A 26,809-nucleotide genomic window follows, 5' to 3' on the forward strand; every position below is an offset into this window, starting at 1 on the left:
GGGGCGGACGGCCGGGGCGCCGACACACGTGGTGCGGACGTGCGCGGCCAGGGGCTCGACGGGGCCGGGCCGGACGGGGCCGACCACGAGGCCGGGCGCGGGAGCTGGCAGCTGCTGCCCGCGGCCGTCGTCGCCGCGGCCGCCGTCGTCCTCGGCACCGGCTTCTTCCACGCCTTCACCGGCGGCCACCCGCTCTTCCCGTCCGGCACGGTCGGCTGGTCCCTCGCCGTCCTGACCGGCCTCATCGTCGGCCACCTCGTCGCCCTCGGCCGCGACCGCTGGTGGGGCGGCACGGGCTCCGGCGGCGCGCTGACCGTCGCGGTGCTGCTGCTGTACGGCTGGATGCCCGCGGGCATGGTCAGCCTCACCGTCGTCGTCCTGGTCGGGGTCGCCCGCCGCCACCGCTGGCGCCAAGGGGTCCTGCACGGTGCCGTGGACATCCTCGGCATCGGCGCGGGCGCGCTCACCCTCGCCGCGTTCGGCACCGCGCCGGCCGCCGACGCCCCCTGGAACCCGGAGGACTGGGACCTCTACACGGCGCCCGAGGTCGCCCTCGTCGCCGTCGCGTATCTCGCCGTCACCCGTGTCCTGCTCTGGTACGTGCACGCCCCGCGCACCGGCACGCTGCCCACCGTCACCCGCACCGCCCTGGTCCGGCAGGGGCTGCTCGGCGTGGCCCTGCTCGGCATCGCCCCGCTGATCTGCGTCGTCGCGATGTCGCAGCCGCTGCTCCTGCCCCTGTTCACCATCCCGCTCGTGGCCCTGGACTCCACGCTGTGGATCGCGCGGGCCAGAGCCGAGGAGCAGCTCCGCGACCCGCTGACCGGGCTGCCCAACCGGCAGTGGCTCCTGGAGCGGACCTGGACGGCCCTGGACGACGCCGAGCGCATCGGCGCGCGCTCCGCCCTGATGCTGATCGACATGGACCGTTTCCGTTCGGTCAACGACACCCTCGGCCATCTCGCCGGTGACCGGCTGCTCCTGCAGATCGCCGACCGGCTGCGGCTCGCGCTGCCGCGCGGCGCGGAGGCGGCCCGGCTCGGCGGCGACGAGTTCGCGGTGCTGCTCCCGGTCGCCGACTCCACGACGTCCGCCACCCGCGTCGCCCGCTCCCTGGTCGCCGCCCTCGGCTCCCCCTTGGACCTGGACGGCCTCACCCTCGTGCTCGAGGCGAGCGCGGGCCTCGCCGTCTTCCCCGACCACGCGCTGGACGCGGAGGGCCTGCTGCGCCGCGCCGACGTGGCGATGTACCAGGCCAAGCGGGACCGCACCGGCGTCGAGGTGTACGAGTCCAAGCGGGACTCCAACACCCCCGACCGGCTCGGCCTCCTGGGCGATCTGCGCCGCGCCCTGGACGCGGGCGACGTGGAGCTGCACTACCAGCCGAAGGTGCGCTTCGACGGCCAGGTCGCGGGCCTGGAGGCGCTGGTGCGCTGGGTGCATCCCGAGCGCGGCAAGGTGCCGCCGGACGAGTTCATCGCCATCGCCGAGTCGTCCGGCCTCATGCCGCACCTGACGGAGTACGTCCTCGAGTCCGCCCTCGCCCAGGTGGCGCGGTGGCGCAAGCAGGGCCTGAACGTCCCGGTCGCGGTGAACGTGTCGCCGCGCGACGTGCACACCCCCGGCTTCGCGGGCGCCGTCGCCGCGCGCCTGGCCCGGCACGGCGTGCCCGCGGGAGCGCTCCAGCTGGAGATAACGGAACACGTGCTCCTGGAGGACCCGCAGCGCGCCGCGGACACCCTCGCCGGGCTCACCGGGCACGGCGTGAAGATGTCCCTCGACGACTTCGGCACCGGGTACTCCTCGCTGGTCCACCTGCGCCGCCTGCCCGTCAGCGAGCTGAAGATCGACCGGTCGTTCGTGGCCCGGCTCGCCGTCGACAACGAGGACGCCGAGATCGTGCGCTGCACGGTCGACCTCGCGCACTCCCTCGGTCTGCTCGTCGTCGCCGAGGGCGTCGAGGACGACGAGACCTGGGAGCGCCTGCGTGACCTGGGCTGCGACGCCGTCCAGGGGTGGTTGGTCGCCGCCGCGATGCCGCCGAGTGAGACCACGGCGTGGTTGCGTACGCGCGGGGAGCGCGGGTGGCAGCGGCAGGTGGACCTGGACCTGGCCGAGGCTGCCGCCCCGGCGCCGGCCCCGGGCCCATCCGCTCCGGACCCGGCACCGACGTCGCCCACCCGGGCGGTGCCTTAGCTGTCGGCGGCCTGCTAGGTGCTCCGCTGGATGTGCCGGGCCAGGTCGTTCTGGGGCTGCGGGTGCGTCGTGGCTGGTCGCGCAGTTCCCCGCGCCCCTTCAGGGCGCCACCTCGTCCCAGCCGCACCCCCGAACGCCCACGCCGCCCACATCACGTACCCCAGGGCCAGCCACACGTAGTAGTTGCCCGAGACGAAGTGGAACGGGTCCCAGTGCTGTTCGCGGTGCCAGTGGGGTGTGTACCAGAGGAGGCCGTAGGGGAGCAGTGGACGGGTCGGGTCCCAGGTGCCGAAGCCGTCGATACGGATCGGCCACGCCGCGAACAGCGTGAACAGGCCACCCACCCACCACCAGGGCCGGACCCCGCCCCGCCGGGCCGCCGCGTCCGCCGCGAGGACGAGGGCCGGGACGATCCACACCCAGTGGTGGGTCCACGACAGCGGTGAGCACACCAGCGTCAGCGCCCCCACCAGGCAGACCGCCACCAGCTCCCGCCCCCGCCGCGAGGCCGCCGCGGCGGCGCCGAGCCCGGCCACGGCGAGCAGCCCGCACGCCGCCCCCCACCACGGCCCGCCGACCCCCTCGCCGCCGAAGCCGAGCCGCACGAAGACACCGTTGAGCGACTGGTTCGCCAGATAGTCGCGGCCGCCCGGGCTCCCGGCGAGCGCCCCGCCCCAGAAGTCCGCCGACGCCCCCGGCAGCGCGATCCAGCCCGCGACCACCGTGCCCGCGAACGCCGCCGTCGCCACCCCGGCGGCCCGGAACCGCCGGGTGAGCAGGAGATAGCCGATGAACAGCGCGGGCGTCAGCTTCAGGCCCGCCGCGAGCCCGATGCCGAGGCCCTTCCACGGCCGCCGGTCGTCGGTCGCGAGGTCGGCCAGGACCAGCGCGAGCAGGACGAGGTTCACCTGGCCGAAGTCCAGGTTCTGCAGGACCGGTTCGGTCCACAGCGCGGCGCCCGCGACGGCGAGCGCGCAGCCCGTGGTGACCGGGCCGAGGCGCCGCCCCGCCGTCCGCGCCGCCGCCAGTGCGGCGAGGACCAGGGCGGCGACGGAGACGGCCGCGACGACCTGGGCCGCCGTGGTCAGGTCGAGCCCGGCCAGGGCGCGGAAGGGCAGCAGGGCGAAGGGCGGATACAGGTACGGCAGCCCGTGGATGCCGAACTCGCGCTCGTACAGCTCGTGCTCCGCCACGCCCGCCGCCCCGCCCGCACCCGAGGCGCCCGTCGCGTCCAGGTACACGCTCAGGTCGGCGGGGCGCCGGTGGGCGGCGTACGTGGGGTCCGTCACGACGTACCACCACACGGCGAGTGACGCGGCGAGCGCGAGGGCGCCGGCGAGCGGCACCCCCGGGCGCAGGCCCGAACGCAGCCCCGAACACGCACCCCGACGCCGTCCCCGGCGCAGCCCCGAGCGGGCCTCGGTTCGCAGTCCCATGCGGGCATCCTCGGCCCTCGCCCGGGGCCCGTCCGCGCAGCTCACCGGGCGGGGAGCGGGGAATCACCGGGGGAGCGGGGAGGCGTGCGCCGGGTGGCTGAACGGCGCCGGAGAGCAGCCGGAGAGAAGTCGGGCGCGGGCAGCGCGGCCAGCCCCATAGGATTGGGAGCGAAACCATCACACTCACCCCTGAGGATCGCTGCATGCCTGGCATCACGCGCGAGGAGGTCGCCCACCTCGCCCGCCTAGCACGTCTGGAGCTGAAGGACGAAGAGCTCGACCACTTCGCCGGACAGCTCGACGACATCATCGGCGCGGTCGCACGCGTCTCGGAGGTCGCCGACCAAGACGTACCGCCGACCTCCCACCCGCTGCCGCTGACGAACGTCATGCGCGCGGACGAGGTCCGTCCGTCGCTCACCCCCGAGCAGGCGCTCTCCGGAGCCCCGGCCCAGGAGCAGCAGCGTTTCAAGGTGCCGCAGATCCTGGGGGAGGACTAACAAGTCATGACGGACAGCAACATCATCAAGCTGGGCGCGGCCGAGATCGCCGCGAAGATCGCCGCCGGTGAGCTCACCGCCGTCGAGGTCACCGAGGCCCACCTGGCCCGGATCGACGCCGTGGACGAGAAGGTGCACGCCTTCCTGCACGTCGACCGCGAGGGCGCGCTCGCGCAGGCCCGCGCCGTCGACGAGAAGCGTGCGCGGGGCGAGAAGCTCGGCCCGCTCGCCGGTGTCCCGGTCGCCCTGAAGGACATCTTCACCACCGAGGGGATCCCGACCACGGTCGGCTCCAAGATCCTCGAAGGCTGGATCCCGCCGTACGACGCGACCCGCCGTACGACGCGACGGTCACCAAGCGCCTCAAGGCCGCCGACGTCGTCATCCTCGGCAAGACCAACATGGACGAGTTCGCCATGGGGTCCTCCACCGAGAACAGCGCGTACGGCCCGACGGGCAACCCCTGGGACCTCACCCGCATCCCCGGCGGCTCCGGCGGCGGCTCCTCCGCGGCCCTCGCGTCGTACGAGGCCCCGCTCGCCCTCGGCACCGACACCGGCGGCTCCATCCGCCAGCCCGCGGCCGTCACCGGCACGGTCGGCGTCAAGCCGACCTACGGCGGCGTCTCCCGCTACGGCATGGTGGCCTTCTCGTCCTCCCTGGACCAGGGCGGCCCCTGCGCCCGCACGGTCCTGGACGCGGCCCTGCTGCACGAGGCCATCGCCGGGCACGACCCGCTCGACTCCACGTCCATCGACGCCCCGGTCCCGCCGGTCGTCGAGGCCGCCCGCAACGGCAGCGTGGCGGGCATGCGCGTCGGCGTCGTCAAGCAGTTCGCCGGTGAGGGGTACCAGGCCGGGGTCGTCCAGCGTTTCAACGAGTCCGTGGCCCTCCTCAAGGAGCTCGGTGCCGAGATCGTCGAGCTGGACTGCCCGTCCTTCGACCTCGGCCTGTCGGCGTACTACCTGATCGCGCCGTCCGAGTGCTCCTCGAACCTGGCCCGCTTCGACGCCATGCGCTACGGCCTGCGCGTCGGCGACGACGGCACGAAGTCCGCCGAGGACGTCACCGCGCTCACCCGCGAGGCCGGCTTCGGCGACGAGGTCAAGCGCCGCGTGATGCTCGGTACGTACGCGCTCAGCTCCGGCTACTACGACGCGTACTACGGCAGCGCCCAGAAGGTCCGCACGCTCATTACGCGGGACTTCGAGAAGGCATTCGAGCAGGTCGACGTGATCGTCTCGCCGACGACGCCCACCACCGCCTTCCCGATCGGCGAGCGCGCCGACGACCCGATGGCGATGTACCTGGCCGACCTGTGCACCATCCCGACCAACCTGGCGGGCAACGCCGCCATGTCGCTGCCCTGCGGCCTCGCGCCGGAGGACGGCCTGCCCGTCGGGCTCCAGATCATCGCTCCCGCCATGAAGGACGACCGCCTTTACAAGGTGGGCGCCGCCGTCGAGGCCGCCTTCGTGGAAAAGTGGGGTCACCCGCTGTTGGAGGAGGCACCGTCGCTGTGAGCAGCAAGCCGTCGAAAACCCTGTCCAAGGCCAAGGGCTTCAAGAAGTCCAAGACCGGCACGTATCTGTCCATCGGCACCACCGCGTTCGGCGCGCTCAGCACGTTCAAGCAGGTCAAGAAGGCCCGTGCCGAGCACGACACGCTCAAGCTCGTCGACGCGGTCGTCTCCGCCGCCGCCATCGTCACCGGCATCGCCATCCTGGTGCGCGAGCTGAAGCGCATCGGCGACGACGACGTTCTGCTCGGCTGAGAGGGAAGTTCCAACACCGTGACTGTCACGACCACCCCCGATCTGGTGCCGTACGAGGACGCGCTCGCGACGTACGACCCGGTCATGGGCCTTGAGGTCCATGTCGAGCTCGGCACCAAGACGAAGATGTTCTGCGGCTGTTCGACCGAGCTCGGTCAGGACGCCAACACGCAGACCTGCCCGACCTGCCTCGGCCTGCCCGGCGCGCTCCCGGTCGTCAACGCGATCGGCGTGGAGTCCGCCATCAAGATCGGTCTCGCGCTGCACTGCGAGATCGCCGAGTGGTGCCGCTTCGCCCGGAAGAACTACTTCTATCCGGACATGCCGAAGAACTTCCAGACCTCGCAGTACGACGAGCCGATCGCCTTCAACGGCTATCTGGACGTCCAGCTGGAGGACGGCGAGGTCTTCCGCGTGGAGATCGAGCGCGCCCACATGGAGGAGGACACCGGCAAGTCGACGCACGTCGGCGGCGCCACCGGCCGCATCCACGGCGCCTCGCACTCCCTGCTCGACTACAACCGCGCGGGCATCCCGCTCATCGAGATCGTCACCAAGCCGATCGTCGGTGCCGGGGAGCGCGCTCCGGAGGTCGCCAAGGCGTACGTCGCCGAGCTGCGCGAGCTCATCAAGGCGCTCGGCGTGTCCGAGGCCCGGATGGAGCAGGGCCAGATGCGCTGCGACGTGAACCTCTCGCTGCGCCCGAAGGGCCAGGAGAAGTTCGGCACCCGCTCCGAGACGAAGAACGTCAACTCGCTGCGCTCCGTGGAGCGGGCCGCCCGCTTCGAGATCCAGCGGCACGCGGCCGTCCTCGGCGCCGGCGGGAAGATCGTCCAGGAGACCCGGCACTTCCACGAGGACGACGGCTCCACGACGCCCGGCCGGGTCAAGGAGGAGGCGGAGGACTACCGCTACTTCCCGGAGCCCGACCTGGTGCCGGTCGCCCCGTCCCGCGAGTGGGTCGAGGCGCTGCGCGCGGAGCTGCCCGAGCTGCCGCTGGCCCAGCGCAACCGGCTGCGCGAGGAGTGGGGCGTCTCCGCCCACGACATGCAGTCGATCCTCAACGCCGGTGCGATCGGCCCGATCGTCGCCACCATCAACGCGGGCGCCGACGCGGTCTCCGCCCGCAAGTGGTGGATGGGCGAGCTGGCCCGCAACGCCAACGAGCAGGGCGTGGACCTCGGCTCGCTGCCGATCACCCCGGAGCACGTGGCCCGCGTCTCGGCGCTCGTCGCCGCCGGTGAGCTGAACGACAAGCTGGCTCGCCAGGTCATCGACGGCGTCCTCAAGGGCGAGGGCACGCCCGACGAGGTCGTCGAGAAGCGCGGCCTGAAGGTCGTCTCGGACGAGGGCGCGCTGACCGCCGCCGTCGAGGAGGCCATCGCCGGCAACCCGGCCATCGCGGACAAGATCCGCGGCGGCAAGGTGGCGGCGGCCGGCGCGCTGGTCGGCGCGGTCATGAAGGCCACCCGCGGCCAGGCCGACGCGGCCCGCGTGAAGGAACTGATCCTGGAGCAGCTCGGCGTCGAGGGCTGACGCCGAGTCACCTGGGCGTCGAGGACTGACGCCGAGTCATCTCCGTACGCGCGAGGGGGCGCCGCATCCATCGGGTGCGGCGCCCCCTTCCGCATGCCGGGGACGTTCACGCCGACTTCCGCCGTCGGTCTTCCCAGTGCAACCGGGAGTCACTACCGTCCCAGCTCAACAGACCAATGGGTCACCGATGAACCATTGGGCGTCGACTGGAGGTTGGGCGTGGCGGAGATATCGCGCAGGCGGCTGATGGCTGTGGGCGGGGGCGCCCTCGGGGCCGCGGCGGTGGGGTCGTTCCTGCCGCCCTCCCTCCAGGAGGCGCTCGCCAAGGAGCCGCCGAGGGGCGGGCTCGACGCGATCGAGCACGTGGTGATCCTGATGCAGGAGAACCGGTCCTTCGACCACTACTTCGGAACCCTGCGCGGCGTGCGCGGCTTCTCGGACCGCAACGCGATCCAGCTGCCCGGCGGCAAGAGCGTGTTCGAGCAGCCCGGTGTGCTGCGCACCGTCATGCCCTTCCCGGTACGCGAGGCCGCCGCGGCACAGAAGAAGGACCTCCAGTACATCGGCGCGCTCGACCACTCTTGGAGCGGCGGTGCCAAGGCGTGGCACGACGGCTGGATGGACGGCTGGATCACCGCCAAGACGGCGGCCACGATGGCGTACTACACGCGCGAGGACATCCCGCTGCACTACGAGCTCGCCGACACCTTCACCGTCTGCGACGCCTACCACTCCTCCATCCACACCTCCACCAGCCCCAACCGCAACCATCTGTGGAGCGGCAGGACGGGCTTCGAAGCGAGCGGGAAGCGCGCCGTCGAGAACGACGCGTACGACGAGGGGACGCACCCCGGTTACGACTGGGGGACGTACGCGGAGCGGCTGGAGAAGGCCGGGATCAGCTGGCAGACGTACACCGAGTGGGAGAACTTCACCGACAACCAGATCGAGTTCTTCACCACCTTCAAGGCGATCGCGCGCAAGGTCCTCGCCAAGACCGGCGACACGTACATGGAGGCGTTCTACGCCAAGGTCCGCGACGCCAAGGACGAGCCGGCGCGGGCCAAGCTGCTCGCCGCGCTCGACGACGGCGTCAAGACGCTGACCAAGCGGGAGCGGTCGCTGTTCGAGCGGGGCCTGCGCCGGGTGCCCACCGGCAAGCTCGCCGAGACCTTCGCCGCCGACGTCGCCGCGGGCAAGCTCGCGAAGGTGAACTATCTGGTGCCGTCCGCCCTGGACTCCGAGCACCCCTCGGTCTCCTCGCCGGTGCACAGCGCCACCATCGTCTACAAGGTCCTGGACGCGCTCGCCTCGCGTCCCGAGGTGTGGCGGCGTACCGCCGTCTTCATCAACTACGACGAGAACGACGGCTTCTTCGACCACGTGCCGCCGCCCGTGCCCCCGACCGACAACCAGGAAGAGCGCTGGCAGGGGCTGCCCACCGGGCTCGGGGCGCGCGTGCCGATGCTCGTCGTGTCGCCGTGGACCGTCGGCGGCTATGTGTGCTCGGAGGTCTTCGACCACACCTCGGTCGTGCGGTTCCTGGAGAAGTGGACGGGCGTGCGCGAGCCCAACATCGGCGACTGGCGCCGGAAGGCAACGGGCGATCTCACCAGCGCCTTCGACTTCCACCGGGGCCACCGCCAGCCGGAGGTGGAGCAGCCCGGCACCATCCCGGTCTTCAGCGGCCGCTGGCAGCCGAAGCCGCCGGAGCGGCAGTCGATGCCGGAGCAGGAGCCCGGTGTGCGCCGGGCGCGCCCGCTGCCCTACCAGCCGGACGCCGACCTGAAGCGCACCAAGGACGGCACCCTGAAGGTGCGGCTGCGCAACGGCGGGCGGCGCAGCGCGCACTTCGCGCTGTACCCGTACGCGGGGGAGTTCACCGTCCCGCAGCACCAGGACGTGGCGCACGAGAGCTCCTGGGTCGTGCCCGCGCAGAGTGACGCCTATCACTTCACGGTCACCGGGCCGAACGGATTCCGCCGCGAATTCGTAGGACGGAGAGAAGACGCGGCCGCCCTCTCCTCGGCGATCACCCGGCGCGAGATCCATCTGACGCTGGCCAACCGGGGCAAGGGGCACCTTGTCTTCACGGTCAGGCCGCTCGGATACGTGGAGGAAGCGGACGTCCGGCGGCGCACACGAACGGTACGGATCAAGGCAGGCAGCAGCCGCACCATCGCCTGGCAGACGGGCGACGAGCGCGGCTGGTACGACATCGAGGTCACCGCCGAGGGCGACAAGTCCTTCCGGCGGCGCCTGATGGGGCACATCGAGAACGGTCGCGCGAGCGTCTCGGGCTGACCCGTCCGGCGCCGCTTGTGATCTTGTGAGTAAGGCCACGAAACGGACCAAGGATCTCCGGGGGGTGTCAGAGTGTCTGCGCATGGGTCATGTCGCCGCATAAGTGATGATCATGATCCATTTCCCCGCTCATGTTCCTCATGTGTTCTTTACGGGTCACTCCGACGCTTCCCGGCTGTCCCCGCTGAAGATCCGCGAATCATTCAGGGAGCCAGTTCGTGGCAGCACTCGCCCGGTGGTGCGTCCGGCACCGCCTAGTCGCCGTACTGCTCTGGCTCCTCGCACTCGGCGGCACGGCGGCCGCGGCCGCCGCGGTCGGCTCCGCGTACTCGAACAACTACGAGGTGCCGGGCACCGAGGCCGACCGCGCCACCAAGCTCCTGGGCGAGGGCTTCCCCGACCTCGGCGGCGACAGCGACACCGTCGTCTGGCACACCGGCGCGGACCAGAACGCGCGCTCCGCCGCCGTCGAGCAGACGATGACCGAGACCCTCGACAAGATCGCGGATCTGCCCGGCATCGCCTCCGTCACCAGCCCGTACACCGACCAGGGCGCCGCGCAGATCAGCGAGGACGGCCGCACCGCGTACGCGACCGTCACCTTCCGTGAGCAGAGCGACTCCATCGACCAGTCCCAGGCGCAGGCGGTCGTCGACACCGCGAAGGCCGCCGAGGCCGTAGGTCCTGATGGCCTGGACGTCGAACTGGGCGGCAGCGCGATCGGGCTCACCGAGGCCAAGAGCGCCAAGACCGCCGAGATCGTCGGCGTGGCGGTGGCCGCCGTCGTGCTCTTCCTGGCCTTCGGCTCGCTGGCCGCCTCGCTGCTGCCCATCGCCACGGCGGTCGTCTCCGTCGGCACGGCGTACGCGGGCATCGTGCTGCTCGGCCACTTCATGACCGTCGCGGACTTCGCGCCCATGCTCGGCACCCTCATCGGGCTCGGCGTCGGCATCGACTACGCGCTGTTCATCGTGACCCGGCACCGCAAGGGCCTGAAACAGGGCCTGCCGGTGGCCGAGGCCGTCGAACGGGCCGTCGCCACCACCGGCCGCGCCGTCGTCTTCGCGGGCGCCACCGTCTGCATCGCCCTGCTCGGCATGCTGATCCTGCGCCTGAGCTTCCTCAACGGCGTCGCCATAGCCGCCTCGCTCACCGTGATCCTCACGGTCGCCGCCTCCGTGACGCTGCTCCCGGCGCTGCTCTCCTTCATCGGGCCGCGCGCCCTCAGCCGCCGCGAGCGCCGCAAGCTGGCCGAGCGCGGGCCCGGCCCCGAGGTGCCGACCGGGCTCGCCGCCCGCTGGTCCGCGTTCGTCGAGCGGCACCCCAAGCTGCTCGGCGGTGTCGCCGTCGCCGTGATCGCGCTGCTCGCCATCCCCACCCTCTCCCTGCACCTCGGCACCTCCGACCAGGGCAACAACCCGGCCGGCAGCACCACCCGGCAGGCGTACGACCTCCTCGCGGACGGCTTCGGCCCCGGCGTGAACGGCCCCCTCACCCTCGTCACCGAGGTCAACGGCGCCCCCGACCGGCTCGCCCTCGACAACCTCGGCGGCACCCTGAAGTCCACGCCGGGCGTCGCCTCCGTGAGCCCCGTGACGTACGACGAAAGCGGCGGCGCCGCCTTCCTCACGGTCGTGCCGGACTCCGCCCCGCAGTCGCAGCAGACCAGCGACCTGGTCGACCGGCTGCGCGCCGACGTGCTCCCCAGGGCCGAGACCGGCACCTCCCTCGACCTGCACGTCGGCGGCGTGACGGCCGGCTACGACGACTTCGCCGAGATCATCGTCGGCAAGCTGCCGCTGTTCGTGGGCGTCGTCATCGGCCTCGGCTGCGTCCTGCTGCTGCTCGCGTTCCGCTCGGTGGGCATCCCGCTCAAGGCCGCCGTGATGAACGTGGCGGCCGTGGCGGCGGCGTTCGGCGTGGTGGTGGCGGTGTTCCAGTGGGGCTGGGGGAGCGAGCTGATGGGCCTGGGACGGGCGGGGCCGATCGAGCCCTTCCTCCCGGTCATCATGGTCTCGGTCCTCTTCGGCCTCTCCATGGACTACCAGGTGTTCCTGGTCAGCAGGATGTACGAGGAGTGGCTGGAGACGGGTGACAACCGCGTCGCCGTCCGCGTGGGCCTCGCCGAGACCAGCCGCGTGATCAACTCCGCGGCCGTGATCATGATTTCGGTCTTCCTGGCGTTCGTGCTCAGCGGGGACCGGGTGATCGCGATGTTCGGCATCGCGCTCGCCGCGGCCGTCGCGCTCGACGCGTTCGTGCTGCGTACGCTGCTCGTGCCCGCGCTGATGCACATGCTCGGCGGCGCCAACTGGTGGCTCCCCAAGCGCCTGGACCGCTGGCTGCCCCGGATCAGTATTGAGGTGCCCGAATCGCGGACGCGTGCGACGATCCCCGGACAGCGCGCCGGGGAGGACGTCCCCCTCGCGCTGAAGGACCGGTGACGAGAGGCACGGCGCGCGGGACGTCGCGCGCCGTGCCCGACGCGTGAGGAGCAGCGGGGATGTTCGCGATATCCGTGGGGGAAGGGGCCGAGCTGCGGCCGATCGAGCCGTGGCAGGCCGAGGAGCTGCTGGCCCATGTGGAACGGGCGCGCGAGTACGCGGGCCCCTGGGTGCCGTTCACCGTGAAGGTCAAGGACGTGGAGTCGGCGCGGGCGCACCTCCAGCACTTCGCCGAGCGGCAGGCCGCCGACACGGGGCGGCTCTACGGAATCTGGCTCGACGGGAAGCTCGTCGGCGGCGTCCTCTTCCGTATCTTCGACACGCAGACCGAGTCGTGCGAGGTCGGCGTGTGGTTGGAGCCGTCCGCCGCGGGGCGCGGGCTGATCACCAACGCGGCGCGCGTCATCATCGACTGGGCGGTCGACCAGCGCGGCATGCACCGCGTGGAGTGGCTGGTGTCCTCGCTCAACGAACGCAGCAAGAAGACGGCGGAGCGGCTCGGCTTCGTCCGCGACGGGGTGCTGCGGGAGTCCTTCCCCTGGCAGGGGATACGGCACGACATGGAGGTCTGGTCGGTCCTCGCGCCGGAGTGGCGGGAGGCACGGAGTGCGCGGGGTGCGCGGGCAGGTCGGTGACACACCCGCGGGTGAGTGGGGGCTGGTCGCGCAGTTCCCCGCGCCCCTTACGGGGCGCGGCACTGCGTTAAGGGAGTTCTCAGACTCCGTCCGTACGGTGCGGGGCATGGGAACCAAGGCAGTTGACGAGACCGACCTCAAGGACGCGAAGAGCACCGACGCCGAGGTGGTGGGCAAGGAAACCAGGAAGGCCGCGGAGACCGAGGACGCCGTCGTAGCCGAAGGGGCCGCCGTGGCCGACGGGGCCGACGGCGCCCTGGACGACGAGGACTTCGAGCAGGACGAGGACGGCGCGGACGCGGCGGGGACCGACAAGGGCGCCGCGTCCGCCGGGGTCGGCCAGGGCGCCGTCGCCGTCGTCGCCGCCGCGCTCGGCGTCGTCGGGCTCTCCGGCGGCTGGCTCGGCACCGTCGCGTCGGCGCGCGAGTCGCTCATCGGCCAGCTCAAGACCTCGCAGAGCGCGAGCGTCGCCGAGCAGGTCCAGCAGGTGTACGGCGACTCCTGGAAGACCACGGCCCTGGTCGGCGGCCTGTTCGCACTCGCGGCGCTGGTGACCGGCGTCGCCGTGCTGCTGCGCCCGGCGTTCGGCGACCCGGGGCGCGTACAGGCGCCGTGGATCAAGTCCGTCGCGTGGGCCGGTGTCGCGCTCGGCGTGATCGGCCTCGCGTTGGCGATCGCGAAGTACTCGAACATCATCCTGGGGCTGCCGTCGACGGCCTGACGCTGTGCGTCTAAGGCCCCACCCCCGCCCTAAGGCCCCCACCACCCGCAAGATGCGGCACTCTCCCGATGTGCCGCACCCCCCTGGCCGACGACAGTGGAGGCATCGCAAAAAGCGATGACGAACACCACTGAGAAGCCAGGAGAACGACATGTTCGAGTACGAACTGCACCAGCTGCGGACCGCTGAGCTCGCGCAGGCGGCCGAGCGGCGCCGCCTCGTCCGTGAGGCCCGCCAGGCCCGCAAGGCCGAGCGGAAGCGCGGCCACGAAACCGAGGGGCGGGTGATACCGGCATCCGTCAGGGACCGCTTCACACGCGCCGCGTGACGGGCCGGACGTGCGGACCGCGCGTACGCCACCCGAGGCCACCCCGGTTTCGCCCACCGGAAAACGCGCTGCCCTGAACCCCCAGGTCTGTGCCATGCTCACGACCGTGGAGACCAGGTCAGTCAGCCCGGTGTTCGTCGGCCGGGCCGACGAACTGGGCGCACTCAACGACGCGCTCGCCCGCGCGGCCGCCCCCACGGCGGGACCGGTGGGCGAGCCGCAGGGGGCCGGGGGGGGGAGCCGCAGGCGCTGCTGCTCGGCGGGGAGGCGGGCGTCGGCAAGACCCGGCTCCTGGAGGAGTTCGCGGCCGGAGCCTGCGCCCGCGGCGCGGTCGTCGCCGTCGGCGGCTGCGTGGAGATCGGCGCCGACGGGCTGCCGTTCGCCCCGTTCTCGACCGCCCTGCGCGCCCTGCGCCAGAAGCTGCCCGCCGAGTTCGCCGCCGCGGCGGCCGGCCAGGAGGAGGAGCTGGCCCGGCTGCTGCCCGAGCTGTGCGACGCCGCACCCCTGCCGGGCACCGGCGGGCGGAACGGCGAGGAGGCCACGGCCCGGCTCTTCGAGCTGACCGCACGCCTCCTGGAGGCCATCGCCGCCGAGCGCACCGTCGTCCTCGCCCTGGAGGACCTGCACTGGGCCGACGCCTCCACCCGCCACCTCCTGTCCTACCTCTTCCGCACGCTGCGCCACGGACGCCTCGTCGTGCTCGCCAGCTACCGCGCCGACGACGTCCACCGCCGCCACCCGCTGCGCCCCCTGCTCGCCGAACTCGACCGGCTGCGTACGGTCCGCCGCGTCGAGCTCGGCCGGTTCACCCGCGACGAGGTCGGCCGCCAGATGGCCGGCATCCTCGCCGCCGAGCCCGAGCCGAAGCTGGTCGACGACATCTTCGAGCGGTCCGACGGCAACGCCTTCTTCGTCGAGGAACTCGCCGTCGCCTCGCACGGCGGAAGCTGCGCGAACCTCACCGACTCGCTGCGCGACCTGCTCCTCGTACGCGTCGAGGAACTGCCCGAGGACGCCCAGCGCGTGGCGCGGATCGTCGCGGAGGGCGGCTCGACCGTCGAGTACGACCTGCTCGCCGAGGTGGCCGGGCTCTCCGAGGACGACCTGATCGACGCGCTGCGGGCCGCCGTCGGCGCCAACATCCTGATCCCCTCGCCCGGCGGCGACGGCTACCGCTTCCGGCACTCCCTGGTGCGCGAGGCCGTCGGCGACGACCTGCTGCCCGGTGAGCGCTCCCGCATCAACCGCCGCTTCGCCGCCGCCCTGGAGGCCGACCCGTCGCTGGTGGCCGCCGACCAGCGCGCCACCCGCCTCGCCAGCTACTGGTACCACGCCCATGACGCCGCCAAGGCCCTGCCCGCCGTCCTCAACGCCTCCGTCGAGGCCCGCCGCCGGCACGCCTACGCCGAGCAACTGCGGCTGTTGGAGCGGGCGATGGAAATCTGGGACGAGGTCCCGGACGACGTCTGTCTCCGTCTCCGCCCCGTCGACTACACCGAGGTCTACCCGCCCTGCGGCTGCGACCCCGAGACCACCCCGCTGCGCTATCTCGACCTGATGGCCGAGGCCGCCGTCGCGGGCCGCCTGTGCGGGGAGCGCGAACGCGCCCTGAAGATCACCAAGCGGGCGCTGCGGCTCCTGGAGGAGGAGCCGGATCCGGACGCGCTGCGCGCCGCCTGGTTCTGGGTGCAGCGTTCCCGGCTCGTGCAGACCCTCGCCCGCGGCGACGGCTGGAAGGAACTCGCCACCGCCCAGGACCTCGTACGCGGCCATCCGCCGTCGGTCGTGCACGCCGAGGTGCTCGCCATGGTCGCCGGCTGGTCGATGCTGCACGAGCCGGGACCGGAGGCGTTCGCCGCCGCCGAACAGGCCGTGGAGTACGCCCGCATGGTCGGCGCCCGCGACATCGAGCTGACCGCCCGCCTCACCCTCGGCGGCCTGATGGTCGACGCGGGCGACATCGACGCCGGGTTCACCGAGCTGTACGACGTCCGGGAGCAGGTGCTCGCGAGCGGCAGCGTCGGCCCGGTCGGCCGCGCCTACATCAACCTGCCGTCCGTCCTCGAAGGCGTGGGCCGCTCCCGCGAGGCCGTCGAACTCCTCGACGAGGGCATCGGCCTCGCCCAGCGATACGGCCTGCTCGAGTCCGAACACTGGATGTGGGCCAACCACTCCGAGTCGCTGTACGCCCTCGGCCGCTGGCAGGAGGCCGCGGCATCGGCCCGCCGCGCGGGCCTGAGCGCCAAGCCGCGCGGCGGCGCCTGCCTGCGCCTGGCCCATCTGGCGCTGGCCCGCGGCGACATCGCCGAGGCCGCCCGCCGGCTCGCCGACGCCCGCAAGCACTTCGGCACCCACGACCCGATGCCGCAGAACTCCCTGCCGGAGCACCGCGTCGCCATCGGCGTCGCCGCGGGGGAGGGCCGCATCCTCGACGCCCGCGCCGAGCTCGCACAGGCCGTCGCCGCCGGCTTCCCGCCCGGCACCCAGCGGTACGGCTGGCCGCTGCTCCTGGCCGCCGCCACCGCCGAGGCCGACGCCCGCGCCCTGCCCGTCGCCGGACCGGGCCGCACCGAGACCCTCCACCTCATCCGCACCACCGCCAAGGCCCTGCCCGCCCCCGTCCCGGTCTGGCAGGCGTACGAACTCTGGGTCCGCGCCGAGCTCCTGCGCGCCGAGAACCGCGCCACCCCCGACGACTGGCTGGCCGCCCTCACCGCCGTCGCCCCCCTGGAGCGCCCCTACGACCTGGCCCGCGTACGCCACCGCCTCGCCGAGTCCCTGCTCACGGCCAACGCCGCCGCGGGCAGTGGCGCCGCCGACCGCGACCGGGCCGCCGAACTGCTCCGCCAGGCCGGTACCGTCGCCGAGCACCTGGGTGCCCGCCCACTCGCCGAAGCCGTCGCCCAACTCGCCCAGCGCGCCCGGCTCTCCCTCACCGGCGTGGACCCGACCGAGCCCCTCGACCCCGCCGAGGCCCTCGGCCTGACCTCCCGCGAACGGGACGTCCTGCGCCTGGTCACCGCGGGCCGCACCAACCGCCAGATCGCCGAGGAACTCTTCATCGCCCCGAAGACGGCGAGCGTGCACGTCTCGAACATCCTGGGCAAGCTCGGCGTCGCGGGCCGCGGCGAGGCGGCGGCGCTCGCGCACCGCCTACAGCTCTTCCGGGCCCCGTAGGGGCGCGGGGAACTGCGCGACCAGCCGTGTCAAAGCCGCAGACGCGTCTGCCGGGTGGCCCGGCAACCGCGTCTGCGGCTTTTCCTGCGCTGAGCGCGCCCACGCGGCGGAGCCGCATATCTACACGGCCCCGCGCCCCCACGGGGCGCCGCTCACGGCAGATTTCCGGCGGGCTCGCTTACGCTGGGAGGAGGACCACCCGTCCGGTCCTTGGAGGCGCAGTGTTCAACGTGTTCGAGCAACTCTTCGCCCCGGGGCGCAAGCACACGGACGATGAAAACAAGCGCCTTGAGCTGTCCCGCGTCGATGTGGACGACGGCGACCCCGGGCGCGGGCCGATCGACCTGTCCTCGGGGACGGTCGTCGTCCGGGTGCCCAAGCAGGCCGCGGCGGACTCCGGGGACTGCTCGGGTTCCGGGGAGCCCGGCGACCCCGCCTCCGGCTGACGGCCGCCGCTACTTCACCCGCACCTCCAGGATCTTGTCGTCGCCCTTCTTGGGGGTGCCCCGCGAGTCCGTCTCGCTCGTCACCAGCCACAGCTTGTCGCCGCCCGCCGCGACCACGGTGCGCAGGCGGCCGTGCTTCTCCGTGAGGAACGCCTCCGTCTTCGGCTCGCCGCCCACGCCCCGCACCGGGATCCGCCACAGCCGCTGGCCGCGCAGGCCCGCCATCCAGACCGAGCCCTGCGCATAGGCCACACCGCTCGGGGATGCCTCGGAGGTCTTCCACTGGGCCACCGGCGCGTGGAAGCCGCCTCCTCCGTCGTCGCCCTTGCCCTTGCCCTCGACCTCCGGCCAGCCGTAGTTGTCGCCGGCCTTGATCTCGTTCAGCTCGTCCCAGGTGTCCTGGCCGAACTCCGAGGCCCACAGGCGCTTGTCCTCGTCCCAGTCCAGGCCCTGGACATTGCGGTGGCCGTACGAATACACGGGGGAGTCGGCGAAGGGGTTGCCCGGGGCCGGTTCGCCGTCCGGAGTCAGGCGGAGGATCTTGCCGCCGAGGGACTTCTTGTCCTGGGCGAGGTCCGTCTCGCCCTTCTCGCCCGTGCCCGCGTACAACATCTTGTCCGGGCCGAAGGCGATCCGGCCGCCGTTGTGGATCACGCCCTTCGGGATGCCCTTGAACACCGTGTCGGGTGCGCCCAGTTGCCGGCCCGAGGGCTTCTTCTCGTCGTACAGCATCCGGGCGATGCGGTTGTCGGAGTCGGTGGTGAAATACGCGTACACCTGGTGGTCGGACGCGTACGTCGGGGAGAGGGCGAGGCCCATCAGGCCGCCCTCGCCGGCGGGGGCGACCCCGGGGACCGTGCCCACCTCGGTCTTCTTGCCGCTCTCGCCGTCGATCCGGGTGATGGTGCCCTCGTCGCGCGAGGACACGAGGAGGTCGCCGCCGGGCAGCGGGGCGAGGCCCCAGGGGGACTTCAGGTCCGTCGCGAGCGTCTTGGTGACCTCGGCGGAGCCCTTCTCCGGCGGGGCCTCGGCGGCATCGCCCGACGGCGCCGCGCCCGTCTCGGCGGATCTCGACTCGGCGCTCTTGCCGTCTCCCGGGTCGCCGCCGTCGTCGTCGGACGAGCACCCGGTCGCGAGCAGCAGCGCGGCAGCGGCCAATGCGGCCGTGACAGCGGAACGTTGGGCAGAGAGCACGATCAGGATCCCTTCGACGCGGCGCTTCTACTGTTCATACACCGCAGCCGCCCCTCGGGTTCCCATCCACCGCGCCCCAATTCCGATCAGCTTCGCGGGGGCGCGGCCGTCCGGCCGAAGGTTTGGACGGTGCGCCCGCCGGGCCGCAGTGGGGCGGTGAGTCCCCCGGGCCCACGGGCCCCGGTCGGCGAGGGCCGCGAGTCCGGCCGGTCGGCGGGGATGCTCAGCCCTCGCCGACGCGTATAGGACGGTCAGTGCCCGCCGAAACGTACGGGGACGGTCAGTCCCAAGAGCCCTGTGCGGGCGGCAGCGCCGCGATGGCCGCCAGGTCCTCGCGCGTCAGCCGCACCCCCGCCGCCCCGGCGTTCTCCCGTGCCCAGCGCTCCCGCTTGGCGCCGGGGATCGGCACCACCTGCGGGCCCTGCGCGAGCACCCAAGCCAGCGCCACCTGCGCGGGCGTCGCGCCGTGCCGCTCGGCGACCCGGCGCAGGCCCACCACCAGCGGCTGGTTGGCCGCCATCATCTCGGCGGTGAAGCGCGGGTGCCGGGCCCGCAGATCGTCCCGCTCGAAACCCTGGCCGGGCGTCAGCGTGCCGGTGAGGAAACCGTTCCCCAGCGGCATCGCCGCGAGCAGCCCCACCCCGCGCGCCGCGCACCACGGCAGCAGCGACTCCAGCGCCTCCGGCGACCACACCGACAGCTCGGCCTGCACCGCCGTCACCGGGAACACCTGCTGGACCCGCTCCAGCTGCCGGATCGTGGCGTCGTGCAGCCCCGTGCGCACCCCCGCCCTGCGGCCCGCGCGCGCCCCCACCGCGCACAGCCCGAGCGCCCGCACCTTGCCCGCCGTCACCAGCTCGGCCATCGCGCCCCACGTCTCCTCGACGGGCACTTCGGGATCGGCGCGGTGCAACTGGTACAGATCGATGGTGTCCGTCTGGAGGCGCCGCAGCGACGCGTCGCAGGCCCGCTTCACATAGCCGGGGCGGCCGTTGGCGACGATGTGCTGCTCGCCGACGAGCAGCCCGCACTTCGTCGACACGAAGGCGTCCGCGCGCCGTTCCCTGAGTACCCGGCCGAGCAGCAGCTCATTGGTGAACGGCCCGTACATGTCCGCCGTGTCGAGGAGCGACGAACCCTGGTCGAGCGCCGCGTGCACGGTCCGCAGCGAGGCGTCCCCCCGCTGCCGCGAGCCGGTGTACGCCCAGTGCATCGGCATGCAGCCGAGCCCGACGGCGCCCACTGCGAGCGCTCCGGCGCCGATCGTCCTGCGCTCCACCTGGCCGTACCCTCCCCTGTCCGGTGATCTTCGTCCCGGCGGCCCCCAACGTAACCTCTGCGCCCGGGCGCGCCGCGTGCGGCCTGTGCGCATTAGCCTCCTGACCATGACAAGCGACGTCTGGCTGCCAGTGGAAGCGTCCGAGATCGAGGGACTGCCCGCCACCTCCGAAGGAGGTCTCACCTACCGATACTGGAACGGCGGCGACTATCCCGCCGACCCCGCCGACTGCGTCTTCTACGCGGTCCCGTACATGATCGACCCCGAGGTCTGCGCGCGACCGCTGCCCGCGATGACGTCCCTGCGCGTGGTGCAGACCCTGACGGCGGGCGTCGACCATGTGCTGTCCGCGGTCGAGCGGCTCCCTCCGGGTGTTCAGTTGTGCAACGCGCGCGGGGTGCACGAGGCCAGCACCGCCGAGCTGGCCCTTACGCTGACGCTCGCCTCCCTGCGGGGCATTCCGCGTTTTGTGGAGGGGCAGCGGGTGCAGGAGTGGCGCCAGGGGTTCAATCCGGCGCTCGCCGACAAGTCCGTGCTCATCGTGGGGTACGGATCGATCGGTTCCGCGATCGAGGACCGGCTCGCGGGCTTTGAGTGTGCGCGGGTGGCGCGCGTCGCGCGCTCCGAGCGCACCACGGAGCGCGGGCTCGTGCATCCGCTCTCCGAACTGCCTCGACTGCTCCCGGAGGCCGATGTCGTGATCCTTTCCACCCCGCTCACCACCTCCACGCGCGGGTTGGTGAACGCGGACTTCCTGGCGCGCATGAAGGACGGCGCGCTGTTGGTGAACGTCGCCCGCGGCCCCGTCGTCGACACCAAGGCGCTTCTGGCGGAGCTGGAGAGCGGCCGCCTCACCGCCGCCCTGGACGTCACCGATCCGGAGCCGCTGCCCGCCGGACACCCGCTGTGGCAGGCCCCCGGCGTGCTCATCAGCCCGCACGTGGGCGGGCCGACGTCCGCGTTCCTGCCCCGCGCCAAGCGTCTGCTGTCGGGTCAGGTGAACCGCTGTGCCGCCGGGGAGCCGCTCGTCAACGTCGTCCTGACGACGTCCTAGCCGAGGGGCGCGGAGCCGGGGAGCCCCGATATCCGCACGCTCCGCAGCCGCCCGCGTGCGCCGCGTGTCCGCATTGACGCTGACAGTCACGGAGAGTAGAGCGACCCTGTCCCTGAGTGACGAGACTGGTGTATCGTCCCGACAGGGGCTGCGCCGTGCACCGTTCGGCGCCGGGGATGTGAGCAACAGGACTGCGAGGGGGGCGACGGGCGATGCACGGCCTATGGGCGAACGATCCGACGCGGCGGGACCACCGCCTGCGACTCTCGCGCACACCAGCTCGCAGACGCCGGCCCAGTGCCGGGCGCCAGCGACTCCTGCACTTTCTGCGCCGGTCCGGCCGACACCGTCCGCGTCCGCCCGGTGTCACTTCGCCACCCACCCACCCGTCGCGTACGAGCCCTTCGCGGCCGAACCCGTCGGGCGTGGGCCCAGACCGCAGGAGCCGAACCCGCACCAGCTTGCCGCGTACGACGCCGTCATGCGCGTATCCACGCCGGACGGCCCGGCAGTTCGGCGACTCGCGTACGGCGAGCCCGCCCTGCCGCGGCCCCGCGCCGGACACCGCCGCGCCGAGGGGAGCGGGCCGGTGAGCGGGCAGTCGGCCTCCGCGACCGTCCTGGAGGGCAGGCTCGGGTCGCCCGTGCCGCCGCCGGGGACGCCGACGGCCCGGCGCCCGGCCTCCGGCGGCGGTGCCGGACTGCTCTCCCAGGTCGTCCTGCTGCTGGTCTGCGGGGGGTACGCGACCGGGTCCGCGCTCGGCTGGGGCTCCGGCCGACTCGCCCTGATCATGGGCGACTTCGGGCTCAGCGCCGCCGCCGCGGCCGCCGCCGTGTCCTGTTACCGGTACTCCCGTACCCGCCGCAGCCGCTTTCGACCCGCATGGCTGCTGTTCGCGCTCTCCTCCGCGATGGCGGCCTGCGGCAACGGCGTCTGGGGCTGGTACGAGGTCGTCCTCCAGGTGCCCGTGCCGGACCGGGGCATCGCGGACCTGTTCTTCCTGTGCTTCGCGCCGCCCGCCATCATCGGGCTGCTCGTGCTCGCCAAGCGGCCCGTCACGCGGGCCGGTTGGGTGTGCCTCGGCCTGGACGCCTGGCTCATCGGCGGCTCCCTGCTCACGCTGTCCTGGAGCCTCGCCCTCGCGCACAACGCGCAGTTCGAGGGCCCCAGCGTCGCGCACGCCGCGCTGTCGCTCGCGTATCCGCTCCTGGACATCGCGCTCGTCAGCATGGTTCTCGCGCTGCACTTCAGAAGGTCCTCGGCCAACCGCACGGCCGTGAACACCGCCATCGGCGCGCTCGCCCTCACGGTGATGTGCGACGCGCTGTTCACCTCGCCGCTGCTGCACGCCAGTTACCGCTCGGGGCAACTGCTCGACGCGGGCTGGTTCGCCGGCTCGCTGCTGCTCGCGTACGCCCCCTGGGCCGCGCCCTGGCCCGCCCGCGCCGAGGAGAGCCCGGCACGCGCGGCGTCCCGGGTGTACGGCAGAGCCCGGTTCGACGTCCGCGGCCGCGAGCACGACGACCGGCCGGGCGAGCGCGGCGACAACCGCGGGAGGTACGCCACCACCCGCCCCATCGCCGGATCGCTCGCCGCCCTCACGCCCTACCTGGCCGCCGCCGTCTGCACCCTGGGGATCCTCTACAACGTCCTCAACGGCAGAAGCGTCGACGAGGTGGTGCTGTTCACCGCGGGCACGGTCGTCCTCGCGCTCGTGGTGCGCCAGGGCATCATGCTGCTCGACAACATCACGCTCACCCAGGAACTGGCCCAGAAGGAGAACCACTTCAGGTCCCTCGTGCAGGGATCGAGCGACGTCATCATGATCGCCGCGCCGAGCGGCATCCTGCGGTACGTCAGCCCGGCGGCGGCCGGAGTCTACGGCCGCGAGGCCGACGAACTCGTCGGCTCCGAACTGGCCACGCTCATCCACCCGGAGGACCTCGGCCGCGTCGTCCACGAAGTGCGCCGCTTCCTCGCCGCCAACCCGGTCGAGGAGCCGACCACCCGCATCGAGTGCCGCTTCAAGTCCGGCTGCGGCGAGTGGCTGAACGTGGAGTCCACCGTCAACCGCCACCACGGCGGCCTCATCTTCAACAGCCGTGACGTCACCGAACGCGTGCGCCTCCAGGCCCAGTTGCAGCACAACGCCGAGCACGATCCGCTCACCGACCTGCCCAACCGGGCACTCTTCACCCGCCGAGTCGCCGCCGCGCTCGGCGGTCGCAGAGTCACCGACCGGGGCACGGCAGTCCTCTTCATCGACCTCGACGGATTCAAGGCCGTCAACGACACGATCGGGCACCAGGCGGGCGACGCGCTGCTCGTGCAGTCCGCCCAGCGGCTCCAGGAGGCGGTCCGCGCCTCCGACACCGCTTCCCGGCTCGGCGGCGACGAGTTCGCCGCCCTGATCGTCGGCGACGGCACCCGCGACCAGGTCGCGCGCGAGAAGCACATCTTCGAGCTCGCCGACCGTCTGAGAATCCGCCTCTCCCAGCCCTACGACATCGACGGCAACGATGTCCGGGTCGCCGCGTCCATCGGCGTCGCCTTCGCCGAACCGGGCGTCGGCGCGGGGGAGTTGCTGCGCAACGCCGACCTCGCGATGTACCGCGCCAAGGCCGCGGGCAAGGGCCGCGTCGAGCTGTACGCCCCCCAGATGCAGGCCGACGTGGCGCGCAAGGCCGAGCTGGCCACACGGCTGCGCAGCGCCCTGCACGACGGCGAGTTCGTGCTGCTCCACCAGCCCGTGGTGTCCCTGGAGACCGGCCGCATCACCTCCGTCGCCGCCCAGGCGCGCTGGCGCTCGGCCCAGGGCATCCTCTTCACGCCCGCCGAGTTCCTGCGCCCCGCCGACGGCGGCGACCGCGCCGCCGAGCTCGGCCGCTGGCTCCTCGAAGAAGCCGTGGAGCACGCCGCCGAGCGCGCCCAGACCGGCCACGCCGTGCCCGTCTGCGTGCGGGTCAGCGCCCGCCGCCTCGTCGACCGCTCCCAGCCGCTCGGCTCCGTCGAGGCGCTCCTCACCCGGCACGGGCTGCCCTCCGGTGGACTCGTGGTCGAGCTCGCGGACAGCGACCCTCGGGTCTCGCTCGACGACCTGGAGCGCCGCCTGGCCGGTTTGCGCCGCCTCGGCGTCCGCATCGCGCTGGACGGATTCGGCAGTGGCAGTGCGGCCATCACCGCACTGCGCCGACTGCCCCTCGACGTACTGAAACTGGACCGCGGTCTGGTCGAGGGCGTCGTGGAGTCCGCGCGGCTGCACAAGATCACCGCCGGGCTGCTGCGGATCGCGGGCGACCTGGGACTGTGCTCCGTCGCCGAAGGCGTGGACCTCCCCGAGCAGGTCATCGCCCTGCGCGCGATGGGCTGCACCCATGGTCAGGGCATGGCCTTCTCCGGTCCGCTCGACGAATACCGGCTGCGCCGGGCCCTGGCGGCGGGCGAGTATCCGGTGCCGGGCGCCCCCGTCGAGCCGGTGTGCGTGGGCGGCCCGACCGTCGAGCCCGCCGTCTACGGGGAGGGTGCGCCCGCCTTCAAGGCCGCCACGGCGGCGTACGGCGAATCCCCCACTCCGTTCGGCGGACCCACCACGCCCTTCGGCGGCACGGGCGCGGCGTACGCGGCCGGATCCGGCTCCTACGGCCGCTCACATAATGAGACGCCCGTCCCACCTACTTGACAGGTGTGGCGCGCCGGAGGGAGGGTCAGAGCCATGCGCACCCGAATTCTCGTACTTGGAAAGCGCGTCGGCTGAAGCTGGGACGCCCCGGTCCGGACACCGGAGACCCAGCGACCGCACCCGGCGCGCTCCCCTCGCTTGCCCCACGGCACGAGGGGTTTTTTGTTGCACTGGCACCTGCCAAACCCTGGCAAACCCCCCGCGAAGACCCCCGCATCAACCCTCAGCTTCGAGAAGAGAATGCCGATGACCGAGCAGGCCACCGGGGCCCATCCGCAGCCGCGGCCCCGATCCTCAGGACCGCAGACCGTCTCCGTCGAGAACGTCACGGGCGCGCAGTCGCTGATCCGTTCTCTTGAGGAAGTCGGGGCCGACACGGTATTCGGCATTCCCGGAGGCGCGATCCTCCCCGCGTACGACCCGATGATGGACTCCACCCGGGTGCGCCACATCCTCGTCCGGCACGAGCAGGGCGCCGGCCACGCGGCCACGGGGTACGCGCAGGCCACCGGCAAGGTCGGCGTCTGCATGGCGACCTCGGGCCCCGGTGCCACCAACCTGGTCACGCCCATCGCGGACGCCCACATGGACTCCGTCCCGCTCGTCGCGATCACCGGCCAGGTGGCCTCCAAGGCGATCGGCACGGACGCCTTCCAGGAGGCGGACATCGTCGGCATCACCATGCCGATCACCAAGCACAACTTCCTGGTCACCAAGGCCGAGGACATCCCGCGGACCATCGCGGAGGCATTCCACATCGCCTCCACCGGCCGTCCGGGCCCGGTCCTGGTCGACATCGCCAAGGACGCCCTGCAGGCGCGCACCACGTTCACCTGGCCGCCGCAGCAGGAGCTGCCCGGCTACCGCCCGGTGACCAAGCCGCACGCCAAGCAGATCCGCGAGGCCGCGAAGCTGATCACCGCCGCCAAGCGGCCGGTCCTCTACGTCGGCGGCGGCGTCATCAAGGCGCAGGCCACCGCCGAGCTGAGGGTCCTCGCCGAGCTCACCGGCGCGCCCGTCACCACCACCCTGATGGCACTGGGCGCCTTCCCCGACAGCCACCCGCTGCACGTGGGAATGCCGGGCATGCACGGAGCGGTCACCGCCGTCACCGCGCTGCAGAAGGCCGACCTGATCGTCGCCCTCGGAGCCCGCTTCGACGACCGCGTCACCGGCAAGCTGGACAGCTTCGCCCCGTACGCCAAGGTCGTGCACGCCGACATCGACCCGGCCGAGATCGGCAAGAACCGCGCCGCCGACGTCCCGATCGTCGGCGACGCCCGCGAGGTCATCGCCGACCTCGTCCAGGCCATCCAGGCCGAGCACACCGCCGGCCACACCGGCGACTACACCGCCTGGTGGGCCGACCTCAACCGGTGGCGCGAGACCTACCCGCTCGGCTACGACCACCCGGACAACGGGCAGCTCTCGCCGCAGCAGGTCATCGAGCGCATCGGCCAGTTGGCGCCCGAGGGCACGATCTTCGCGGCGGGCGTCGGCCAGCACCAGATGTGGGCAGCGCACTTCATCCAGTACGAGCAGCCCGCCACCTGGCTCAACTCCGGCGGCGCCGGGACGATGGGCTACGCGGTCCCGGCCGCGATGGGCGCAAAGGCCGGACAGCCCGAGCGCACGGTCTGGGCGATCGACGGCGACGGCTGCTTCCAGATGACCAACCAGGAACTGACCACCTGCGCGCTGAACAACATCCCGGTCAAGGTCGCCATCATCAACAACGGCGCCCTCGGCATGGTCCGCCAGTGGCAGACGCTGTTCTACAACCAGCGCTACTCCAACACCGTGCTGCACAGCGGCCCGGACGCGGACGGCAAGCAGCCGAGCGCCGGCACCCGGGTCCCGGACTTCGTCAAGCTGTCCGAGGCGATGGGCTGTCACGCGATCCGCTGCGAGGACCCGGCCGACCTCGACAAGGTGATCGAGGAGGCCAACTCCATCAACGACCGGCCCGTCGTCATCGACTTCATCGTCCACGAGGACGCCCAGGTCTGGCCCATGGTGGCCGCCGGCACCTCCAACGACGAGGTCATGGCAGCGCGGGGCGTGCGCCCCGACTTCGGCGACAACGAAGACGACTGAGAGCCCAGG

Annotated in this window: 16 protein-coding genes and 2 pseudogenes; 15 read left to right on the top strand and 3 right to left on the bottom strand. The window is 72.5% G+C overall.

All coding sequences use genetic code 11. The annotated features are described in order from the left end of the window. The first annotated feature begins 39 nt into the window (after positions 1–39). A complete protein-coding gene (locus tag STRAU_RS19185) occupies positions 40–2,196 on the top strand; it encodes a putative bifunctional diguanylate cyclase/phosphodiesterase (protein WP_016642025.1) in 2,157 nt (718 codons plus the stop codon). Positions 2,197–2,210: 14 nt separating this feature from the next. Here STRAU_RS19185 and STRAU_RS39085 read toward each other — a convergent pair whose 3' ends face one another. Further along, positions 2,211–3,632 (bottom strand): glycosyltransferase family 87 protein, encoded by a 1,422-nt coding sequence (locus STRAU_RS39085; protein WP_106967968.1) that lies wholly within the window; start codon positions 3,630–3,632, stop codon positions 2,211–2,213. Positions 3,633–3,835: 203 nt separating this feature from the next. Here STRAU_RS39085 and gatC point away from each other — a divergent pair, with 203 nt between their 5' ends. The 11 genes and pseudogenes from gatC to STRAU_RS19245 all read left to right on the top strand — a co-directional run bounded on the left by gatC (position 3,836) and on the right by STRAU_RS19245 (position 17,497). Continuing rightward, entirely contained in the window at positions 3,836–4,132 is a 297-nt protein-coding gene (gene gatC / locus STRAU_RS19195) for an Asp-tRNA(Asn)/Glu-tRNA(Gln) amidotransferase subunit GatC (RefSeq protein ID WP_016642027.1), read from the top strand. A 6-nt stretch (positions 4,133–4,138) separates the two neighbouring features. Further along, positions 4,139–5,655: pseudogene (gatA, locus tag STRAU_RS19200) on the top strand (Asp-tRNA(Asn)/Glu-tRNA(Gln) amidotransferase subunit GatA). Next, on the top strand, positions 5,652–5,906 hold the full coding sequence (locus tag STRAU_RS19205; protein WP_016642029.1) for a hypothetical protein: 255 nt from the start codon (positions 5,652–5,654) through the stop codon (positions 5,904–5,906). Before gatA ends, STRAU_RS19205 begins: the two are co-directional and overlap by 4 nt. Before the next feature lie 18 nt (positions 5,907–5,924). Continuing rightward, on the top strand, positions 5,925–7,442 hold the full coding sequence (gatB, locus tag STRAU_RS19210; RefSeq protein ID WP_016642030.1) for an Asp-tRNA(Asn)/Glu-tRNA(Gln) amidotransferase subunit GatB: 1,518 nt from the start codon (positions 5,925–5,927) through the stop codon (positions 7,440–7,442). 219 nt (positions 7,443–7,661) lie between these two features. Then, positions 7,662–9,746, top strand: coding sequence for a phosphocholine-specific phospholipase C (locus STRAU_RS19215; protein WP_016642031.1), 2,085 nt, complete (start codon positions 7,662–7,664; stop codon positions 9,744–9,746). Positions 9,747–9,964: 218 nt separating this feature from the next. Further along, on the top strand, positions 9,965–12,190 hold the full coding sequence (locus STRAU_RS19220; protein WP_016642032.1) for an MMPL family transporter: 2,226 nt from the start codon (positions 9,965–9,967) through the stop codon (positions 12,188–12,190). A 59-nt stretch (positions 12,191–12,249) separates the two neighbouring features. Continuing rightward, positions 12,250–12,825 (top strand): GNAT family N-acetyltransferase, encoded by a 576-nt coding sequence (locus tag STRAU_RS19225; protein WP_016642033.1) that lies wholly within the window; start codon positions 12,250–12,252, stop codon positions 12,823–12,825. A gap of 106 nt (positions 12,826–12,931) precedes the next feature. Beyond that, on the top strand, positions 12,932–13,546 hold the full coding sequence (locus tag STRAU_RS19230) for a hypothetical protein (protein WP_016642034.1): 615 nt from the start codon (positions 12,932–12,934) through the stop codon (positions 13,544–13,546). A 151-nt stretch (positions 13,547–13,697) separates the two neighbouring features. Beyond that, positions 13,698–13,874, top strand: a complete 177-nt coding sequence (locus tag STRAU_RS43020; RefSeq protein ID WP_203227434.1) for a hypothetical protein — start codon at positions 13,698–13,700, stop codon at positions 13,872–13,874. A 94-nt stretch (positions 13,875–13,968) separates the two neighbouring features. Further along, a pseudogene (locus STRAU_RS19240) lies at positions 13,969–17,051 on the top strand (helix-turn-helix transcriptional regulator). 221 nt (positions 17,052–17,272) lie between these two features. After that, the gene (locus STRAU_RS19245; protein WP_016642037.1) at positions 17,273–17,497 is read left to right on the top strand and encodes a DUF6191 domain-containing protein; all 225 of its coding nucleotides are present in this window, start codon (positions 17,273–17,275) and stop codon (positions 17,495–17,497) included. Positions 17,498–17,506: 9 nt separating this feature from the next. On the opposite strand, the gene STRAU_RS19250 is transcribed toward STRAU_RS19245, so the two are convergent. Further along, the gene (locus tag STRAU_RS19250) at positions 17,507–18,691 is read right to left on the bottom strand and encodes a PQQ-dependent sugar dehydrogenase (RefSeq protein ID WP_203227435.1); all 1,185 of its coding nucleotides are present in this window, start codon (positions 18,689–18,691) and stop codon (positions 17,507–17,509) included. 280 nt (positions 18,692–18,971) lie between these two features. Then, positions 18,972–19,970, bottom strand: coding sequence for an aldo/keto reductase (locus STRAU_RS19255; RefSeq protein WP_016642039.1), 999 nt, complete (start codon positions 19,968–19,970; stop codon positions 18,972–18,974). A 106-nt stretch (positions 19,971–20,076) separates the two neighbouring features. Between STRAU_RS19255 and STRAU_RS19260 the strand changes: the two genes are divergently transcribed. The 3 genes from STRAU_RS19260 (at position 20,077) to STRAU_RS19270 (ending at position 26,800) form a co-directional block, all read left to right on the top strand. Then, positions 20,077–21,024, top strand: coding sequence for a 2-hydroxyacid dehydrogenase (locus STRAU_RS19260; protein WP_037660426.1), 948 nt, complete (start codon positions 20,077–20,079; stop codon positions 21,022–21,024). Positions 21,025–21,613: 589 nt separating this feature from the next. Further along, positions 21,614–24,703 carry a putative bifunctional diguanylate cyclase/phosphodiesterase gene (locus STRAU_RS19265; RefSeq protein WP_016642042.1) on the top strand — a complete coding sequence of 1,030 codons (3,090 nt, stop codon included), beginning with the start codon at positions 21,614–21,616 and terminating at the stop codon, positions 24,701–24,703. Positions 24,704–24,943: 240 nt separating this feature from the next. Next, on the top strand, positions 24,944–26,800 hold the full coding sequence (locus tag STRAU_RS19270; RefSeq protein ID WP_016642043.1) for an acetolactate synthase large subunit: 1,857 nt from the start codon (positions 24,944–24,946) through the stop codon (positions 26,798–26,800). Positions 26,801–26,809 lie beyond the last annotated feature (9 nt).

It is taken from the genome of Streptomyces aurantiacus JA 4570, from assembly GCF_000414115.1.
Taxonomy (GTDB): domain Bacteria; phylum Actinomycetota; class Actinomycetes; order Streptomycetales; family Streptomycetaceae; genus Streptomyces; species Streptomyces aurantiacus_A.